General features: G+C 64.9%; 6 protein-coding genes. All 6 read left to right on the top strand.

Translation table 11 applies throughout. From position 1 onward, the window contains the following. On the top strand, positions 1-1,027 hold a 1,027-nt coding region (locus AC1D1P_RS12540), incomplete at its 5' end, for an ATP-binding cassette domain-containing protein (protein ID WP_477673205.1). Next, positions 1,024-2,103 carry an ABC transporter permease gene (locus AC1D1P_RS12535; protein ID WP_477673204.1) on the top strand — a complete coding sequence of 360 codons (1,080 nt, stop codon included), beginning with the start codon at positions 1,024-1,026 and terminating at the stop codon, positions 2,101-2,103. The genes AC1D1P_RS12540 and AC1D1P_RS12535, both read left to right, overlap by 4 nt. A gap of 171 nt (positions 2,104-2,274) precedes the next feature. Then, positions 2,275-3,216: an ABC transporter permease gene (locus AC1D1P_RS12530; RefSeq protein WP_477669472.1), complete on the top strand. Its 942-nt coding sequence runs from the start codon at positions 2,275-2,277 to the stop codon at positions 3,214-3,216. Further along, complete coding sequence (locus AC1D1P_RS12525) at positions 3,216-3,674, top strand: hypothetical protein (protein ID WP_477669471.1); 459 nt, start codon at positions 3,216-3,218, stop codon at positions 3,672-3,674. The genes AC1D1P_RS12530 and AC1D1P_RS12525 overlap by 1 nt, the downstream gene beginning before the upstream one ends. A 3-nt stretch (positions 3,675-3,677) precedes the next feature. Continuing rightward, positions 3,678-4,304, top strand: coding sequence for a GNAT family N-acetyltransferase (locus AC1D1P_RS12520; RefSeq protein ID WP_477673203.1), 627 nt, complete (start codon positions 3,678-3,680; stop codon positions 4,302-4,304). A 29-nt stretch (positions 4,305-4,333) separates the two neighbouring features. Continuing rightward, on the top strand, positions 4,334-5,614 hold the full coding sequence (locus AC1D1P_RS12515; RefSeq protein WP_477673202.1) for an amidohydrolase family protein: 1,281 nt from the start codon (positions 4,334-4,336) through the stop codon (positions 5,612-5,614). The last annotated feature ends 203 nt before the right edge of the window (positions 5,615-5,817 follow it).

The raw sequence follows: 5,817 nt of genomic DNA, 5'->3' as shown, positions 1-5,817 counted from the left end.
CTTCGGCACGCTGGGCCAGATGGTGGCGCAGGGCCTGTCCATCATTTTCATCAGTCACAAGCTGGGCGAGGTGCTGCGCGTGTCAAACCGTGTGGCTGTGCTGCGCGGTGGCAAGCTGGTGGCCGAAGCACCAGCCGYCGGCACCAGCCAGGCGCAGCTGGCGCAATGGATGGTGGGCCATGCCGTCACCAGCACACAGCGCCGCCCCGCGCCGTCAACCGGCCTGCCGGTCTGCACGCTGGAAGGCGTCAGCACGGCCGATGCGGGGCAAGACCGCCTGGATGGCGTTTCCCTCGAACTCAAGGCCGGTGAAATCGTCGCCATTGCGGGTGTATCCGGCAACGGCCAGCTGGCCCTGGCCGATCTGCTGTGCGGCACCCGCACCGCCAGCCAGGGCTCCGTGACATTTCTGGGCCAGCCCATGAAGGCATCGCCGGCCTGGCTGGTCACTCAGGGCGTGGCGCGCATCCCCGAAGACCGGCATGGCGTGGGCGTGGTTGGCGACCTCAGCGTCTGGGAAAACGCCGTGTCAGAGCGCTTGCGCAGCCCGGCGTTTTCCAAAACGCTGTGGGTCAAGCGCAAGGCCGCGCAGGCCCATGCGGCCCGCATCATGCGCGAGTTTGACGTGCGCGGCGGTGGGCCGCACACCGCCGCGCGCTCTCTGTCGGGCGGCAACATGCAAAAGCTGATCCTCGGGCGGGCCCTGGTTTCCCCTTCTGCGGACGCCTCATCGCCCAGAGCGCCCGAAGCGCCGAAACTCATCGTTGCCCACCAGCCCACCTGGGGCCTGGACATCGGCGCCGTCGCTTATGTACAGCAGCAACTGATCGTTGCGCGAGACGCCGGCGCGGCCGTGCTGGTCATTTCTGACGACCTGGACGAAGTGATGGCACTCGGCGACCGTGTGGCGGTGATGCACGCGGGCCAGCTGACGGAGGCCCTGCCCGCCGAAGCCTGGACACGCGAGGCCATTGGGCTGGCGATGGCGGGGATCAACGCCGAGTCAGAGCCGGGGGTGCCAGCATGAGGCTCGAAAAGCGCACCCAGACTTCGAAGCTGGCCCTAGTGCTCGCGCCCATCGGCGCCATCGCCTTCACCCTGCTGATCAGCGCACTGCTGGTGCTATGGGCCGGCGCGCCGCTGGGCCAAACCTATGTGCTGCTGTTCAAGGGCGGCTTTGGCTCCGTCTTCGCCCTCAGCGAAACTTTCACCCGTGCGGTGCCCCTCATCCTGACCGGCCTGGCCGCCACGGTGGCCTTCAAGGCGAGGCTTTTCAACATTGGCGCGGAAGGCCAGCTTTATGCCGGCGCGCTGGCCGCCGTGGCTGTGGGCGGCATGCACGGGGGTAGCGGTTTTGATTTGCCCATCTGGCTGCTGTTCGGGCTGATGATGCTGGCCGCCGCCATTGCCGGCGCACTGCTGTTGCTGGGCCCGGCCTTGCTGAAGGCCCGCCTGGGTGTCGATGAAGTCGTCACCACCCTGTTGCTCAACTTCATCATGCTGCTGTTCGTGTCGGCGATGCTCGACGGCCCCATGAAAGACCCCACTGCCATGGGCTGGCCGCAAAGCGTGGCGCTGCAGGGCGAGCTGGAGCTTTCCAGGCTCGTCGCGCAGACACGCATCCACACCGGACTGCTGTGGGCCGCCGCGCTGGCTATAGCGCTGTGGGCCTTGCTGAAGTACACCGTACTGGGCTTTGACATACGCGCCGTGGGCGCCAACGCCAAAGCCGCGGCATTCGCCGGCGTGCCCGCCACCCGCACGGTGGTGCTGGTTGCGCTGTTGTCGGGTGCTCTGGCTGGGCTGGCCGGCGCCATTGAGGTGGCGGGCCGCACCAGCTACGTCACGCTCGACATGTCACCCGGCTACGGCTACACCGGCATCGTGATCGCCATGCTGGCCGCACTCAACCCCCTGGGCGTTCTGGCGGCAGCCGTGTTTGTGGCGGGCGTGCTGGTCGGCGCCGACACCATGAGCCGCGCCGTGGGCGTGCCCACCTATATCGCTGACGTCATCGTGGCGGCGTCGCTGATCTCGGTGCTGGTGGCCACGTTGATGACGCAATACCGGCTGGTCGTAAAAGAAAAAGGCCGGGCCGCATGAAATTCTTCAGCACCCGCGCCCTGCCAACCCATGCGGCCACTGCCGCCCGGGCTGAAGCTACACGCACAGCTCTTAAGCAAATAATAGCCAAAAGCCAATACAGACAAGCGCAACCAGCTATTAAATCCATAGCACCAGCAACCTGCAAGCCAACGGGAAAAGGCGTCCTGCATGGCTGAAATGCTCGATATCCTTACCGCAGCGCCCTTCTGGATAGCCGTGCTGCGCATCGCCACGCCGCTCATCCTTGGCACGCTGGGCGTGCTGCTGTGTGAACGCGCCGGCGTGCTCAATCTGGGCATCGAGGGCATCATGGTCGCCGGCGCCTTCAGCGGCTGGCTGGCCGTGTACGGCGGCGCGCCGCTGTGGGCAGGCGTGGGCGTGGCGGCGCTTACCGGTGCGGTGTTCGGCCTGCTGCACGCCTTCCTCACAGTCGGCCTGGCGCTGTCCCAGCACGTGTCCGGGCTTGGCATCACCTTGCTGGCCACCTCGCTCAGCTATTACGGCTACCGCGTCAGCTTTCCCAAAGTCGACACGCCACCCACCATCACACCCTTCGCCCCCATGCACTGGCTCGACGGCTTTCCCGGCGGCGGGCTGAACGTGGTGGCAGCGCAGACCTCGCTCACGTTGCTGGCACTAGCGCTGGTGCCGCTGATCGCCTGGCTGCTCTACCGCACGCCGGCGGGCCTGGCCATCCGCATGGTCGGCGAGAACCCCCAGGCCGCCGAAGGCCAGGGCGTCTCCGTCGCCGCCACCCGCACCGCCGCCATCGTGGCCGGCTCGGCGCTCATGGGCGTGGCGGGCTCCTTCCTCACGCTGTCGGCGTTTAACGCCTTTTTCTTCAACATGGTCAATGGCCGCGGCTGGGTGTGTGTGGCACTGGTGGTGTTTGCCTCCTGGCGGCCCGGCAAGGCGCTGCTGGGCGCGCTGCTGTTCGCTTTCTTCGACGCACTGCAGCTGCGCCTGCAAACCTCGGGCATCGTGAATGTGCCCTATCAGGTGTACCTGATGCTGCCCTACGCCCTTTCCATCCTGGCGCTGGTGCTGGTGGCGCGCAAGGCGGCGTATCCTCAGGCGTTGATGAAACCTTACCGAAAAGGCGAACGCTGATGATGACGACACCCCTTGCCCCACGCGGCACACTGCTGGCAGCCTTGCTGGCACTGGGCTGCGCCAACGCGCAGGCACTGGGCAGTGACTACAGCTACGACAGCTTCAAGACGCCTGACGCCGTCAGCTGGGTGCAAATGTGCGGCACATGGGGCAAAGGCCGCCAGGGCACCTACCGCGTCGTGCACGCAGACCAGTACGCACAATCATTCCTCTACATCCAGTGGATGACACGCGATGCCAATGGCAGCCTGCATGCCGGGCACACCGTGGGGATCGCCGAATTGAACAACGACCACTCGGAAATCATGCTCAGCGGTCTCACCTGCCGCACAACGCCACGCGGCATTGTGCTCACGGCGCGCGCCGCCTCCGGCCATGACGACAGGCTGCGCCGCGTCACCATCGAGGTCGGTCCAGAAATCGGCCAGTATCGCTACCGCAAAGGAGAGCGTTAGTCCATGCGCAGCACGCCCTCAGGCCACGTCGCCGTCCCTCCCGCCTTTCTGGCAGGCGCGCGCGTACGCCTGCGCCCCTGGGTGGCCGATGACCGCACTCCCTTTGCCGCACTGAATGCAGACCCCAAGGTCATGGAACACTTTCCCGCGACGCTTACACGCGCGCAAAGTGACGCGCTGGTTGACCGCATCAGCACCTCGATCACCGAACGTGGCTGGGGCCTGTGGGCAGCGGAATACCGRCCAGCGGGCACCCATGCACCTCAGTTCATCGGCTTCGTGGGCCTGAACAGCCCGACCGCGGATCTGCCCTTCAACCCTTGCGTTGAAATCGGCTGGCGCCTGGCCCAGCCCTATTGGGGCCACGGCCTAGCCCAGGAAGCCGCACGCCTGGCGCTGCGCATCGGGTTTGACGTCTTGCAGCTGGACGAAATCGTGGCCTTCACCAGCCTCAACAACGCTCRCTCCCGCGCCGTAATGCACCGTTTGGGAATGCAGGAAAGCCCCGGTGAACAGTTTGACCACCCTTCCGTACCAGCCGACAGCCCGGTGCGGCGACACCGCCTGTACCGCTTGCCCCAAAAAGATTGGGGCAAAACCACGCGCGACAACACAGCGCCCACAGCCTGACCGCGCAGAAGAAATGGAGCACCTTTCCCATGCTTGACCTGCTGATCAACAACACCAGCCTGCCCGACGGCCGCACCGGCATGACCATCGCCGTCCAGAACGGCAAAATCGCCGAAGTCGCACCTGGTGGCCTGCGCGCGCAAGCCCATGAAACGGTAGACGCCGGTGGCTACCTGCTGAGCCCGCCTTTTGTCGACCCGCACTTCCACATGGACGCCACGCTCAGTTACGGCCTGCCACGTGTCAATGAAAGCGGGACGCTGCTCGAAGGCATCGCGCTTTGGGGTGAACTGAAGCCCCTGCTCACAGCCGAAGCGCTTATCGAACGCGCCCTCACCTACTGCGACTGGGCCGTCGCCAAAGGGCTGTTGGCCATTCGCAGCCACGTGGACACCAGCGAACCCAGCCTATTGGCGGTAGACGCATTGCTTGAAGTCAAAAAGCAGGTCGCCCCATACATCGACCTGCAACTGGTCGCCTTCCCGCAAGACGGCGTGCTGCGAACAAAAGGCGGTATCAACAACCTGGAGCGCGCACTCGACAAGGGCGTGGACGTGGTCGGCGGCATCCCCCACTTTGAACGCACCATGGCCGACGGCGCAGCCAGCGTGAAGTTGCTGTGCGAGATTGCGGYCGAACGCGGCCTGCTGGTCGACATGCACTGCGATGAATCCGACGACCCGCTCTCCCGCCATATCGAAACCCTGGCCGACGAAACCCAGCGCCTGGGCCTGCAGGGCCGCGTCAACGGCAGCCACTGCACCTCCATGCACAGCATGGACAACTACTATGTCAGCAAGCTGCTGCCGCTTATCGCCGAGAGTGGCGTCAGCGTCATCGCCAACCCGCTGATCAATATCACCCTGCAAGGCCGCCACGACACGTACCCGAAGCGCCGCGGCATGACCCGCGTGCCCGAACTCATAGCCGCCGGTGTCAACGTCGCCTTCGGTCACGACTGCGTGATGGACCCCTGGTACGGCATGGGCAGCGGCGACATGCTGGAAGTGGCGCACATGGGCCTGCACGTGGCGCAAATGACCAGCCAGAAAGGCATACGCCAGTGCTTCGACGCGGTGACGGTCAATGCCGCCAGGGTCATGCATTTGCAGGGCTATGGCCTGGACGTAGGCTGCGACGCGAGCTTTGTGTTGCTGCAGGCGCGCGACCCGGTGGAGGCAATCCGCTTGCGGGCGAACCGATTAAAAGTGTGGAAGAAGGGCCAATTGCTGGCGCAAACCCCGGAGGTGGTGGCAACGCTCCACTTGCCCGGCCGTCCCGATATCACCTCATTCCAGACTAGCTCGTAAAGACCCAACGCCAGCCACGTTCCCAGCGGAATCGTTGGCTAAGGCACGACGGCGTGCTCACACTCCAATCGGCAATTGGGCAATATTGGCAATTGGGCCTCCCGCTGCCAAAGCTCCCCTAAACAGATGATGCGCCATGAGCTCGGCTCACCAAGAATCAAGCGCCACACATCAAAAAAAGGGGGGATCCCATGCTCAAACTC

The sequence above is a fragment of the Polaromonas sp. P1_E1_2 genome (genome assembly GCF_056406035.1).
The sequence above is the reverse complement of the archived record's forward strand: the minus strand, read 5'-3'. Positions and strand labels throughout refer to the sequence as shown.